The sequence below is a fragment of the Ensifer adhaerens genome, assembly GCF_001270265.1.
Classification (GTDB): Bacteria; Pseudomonadota; Alphaproteobacteria; order Rhizobiales; family Rhizobiaceae; genus Ensifer; species Ensifer adhaerens_B.
Window position 1 is genome coordinate 1 of record NZ_LGAP01000075.1, and the last position, 1610, is coordinate 1610.

1 protein-coding gene is annotated in these 1610 nt (G+C 64.0%); it reads left to right on the forward strand.

Translation table 11 applies throughout. The features are described from left to right. Window positions 1–114 precede the first annotated feature (114 nt). A complete protein-coding gene (locus AC244_RS34705) occupies window positions 115–1227 on the forward strand; it encodes an IS110 family transposase (protein WP_053253356.1) in 1113 nt (370 codons plus the stop codon). The last annotated feature ends 383 nt before the right edge of the window (window positions 1228–1610 follow it).

The window sequence follows — 1610 nt, forward strand, 5'->3', positions numbered from 1 at the left end:
CTAGACGTTATGACCGTGGTCTGAGCGGCGGCCCGCCCTAGTCTTTGCAGCTGTAAAGCAAACGGGGGTTGCTCGGGAGTGCCGAGCCGAGCCCCAGCAAGGAAAGGACGGACCATGACAGAGGATAACGTTTTTTACGTCGGTGTCGATGTCTCGAAAGCCAAGCACGCGATCGCAATTGCCGAGGGCGGACGCAATGGAGAAGTTCGGTATTTCGGTGAGATCGAGGCGACGCCGGCGGCCGTGGAACGGTTCGTGCGCAAGATGGAGAGCAAGTCTCGACACCTGCACTTCTGCTACGAAGCGGGTCCGACCGGTTATGGGCTTTATCGCCAGCTCGTTGAACTCGGCCACCGCTGTGATGTCGTAGCGCCCTCGCTGATCCCGAAGCGGGCGGGCGAACGGGTCAAGACGAACCGGCGCGATGCGGTCAGCCTGGCGCGGCTTTTGCGGGCCGGTGAGTTGAAGGGAATATGGGTTCCCGACACGGTGCATGAAGCGGTGCGCGATCTGGTGCGGGTGCGGGCCGCAGCGAGCGAAGATCTGCGCAAGAAACGCCAGCAACTGCTCTCGTTCCTGCTGCGCCATGGCCGCGTGTTTACTGGCCACAAGAATTGGAGCCGTGCGCATGTCCGCTGGCTGGCGTCGCAGAAGTTCGACCACCCGGCCCAGCAAATCGTCTTCCAGGACCAGATCGACGTGATCACCGATGCGCAGAACCGGCTGGAGCGGCTGGATGCTCAGCTGGTCGAGCTGGTGCCCAGTTGGTCGATGGCACCGGTGGTCGCGGCCTATCAGGCGCTTCGCGGCGTCTCCTTCCTTGTTGCCGTCACCTTCGTCAGCGAAGTCGGCGATGTACGCCGCTTCGACAACCCGCGGCAGTTGATGGCTTTCCTGGGCCTCGTACCCTCGGAACGGTCGACCGGCGAGACGGTCAAACGCGGCGGCCTGACGCTGGCCGGAAACCGCCGCGCGCGCCGCGTCCTGGTCGAGGGCGCCTGGAGCTATCGCCATCCCGCCAGGGTGACGGAAACCATTCGCGTCCGGCTTGAGGGTCTGCCGAAGGCGGTGCGGGAGATCGCCTGGAAAGCGCAGACGCGGCTGTGCGGCCGCTACCGGCGCCTGACGGCTGCGGGCAAGAAAAACCCCATCGTCGTTGCGGCGATCGCGCGCGAGATGGCAGCGTTCCTGTGGGCCATCGGCCACCAGGTCGAACCGGTGCGCTGACGATGCGGTGCGCTGCTACCTTAAAGGTCCAAGTTGCAACCAGCTGCCCCCCAGCGCGGGCGCCGCCGCATTGAGGGGCTTTGCCCGCGCCAGAGCCTCGGCGGACATCAGGGGCAGCACGGAGACGGGATGGGCCGCGGTGGGGAATTCCCGGCGACCCTATGTGGCTGGACATCAGAATCCAACGCCCGACTTCTAGACAGGGATGGCCCAAGACGAATTACGGAAGTGCGGTAACCAACCCGCGGATAAGAGCTGGATCAACCGTCGTCTGAAGGCCCATCCCGTCCCCGCGCTGCCCCATCAACGGTAACAAAATCGGTGTCAAAGACATGGGGCGCATAAGTCCGCGTATCACCCTTGACCACGGTCATAAGAGGGTC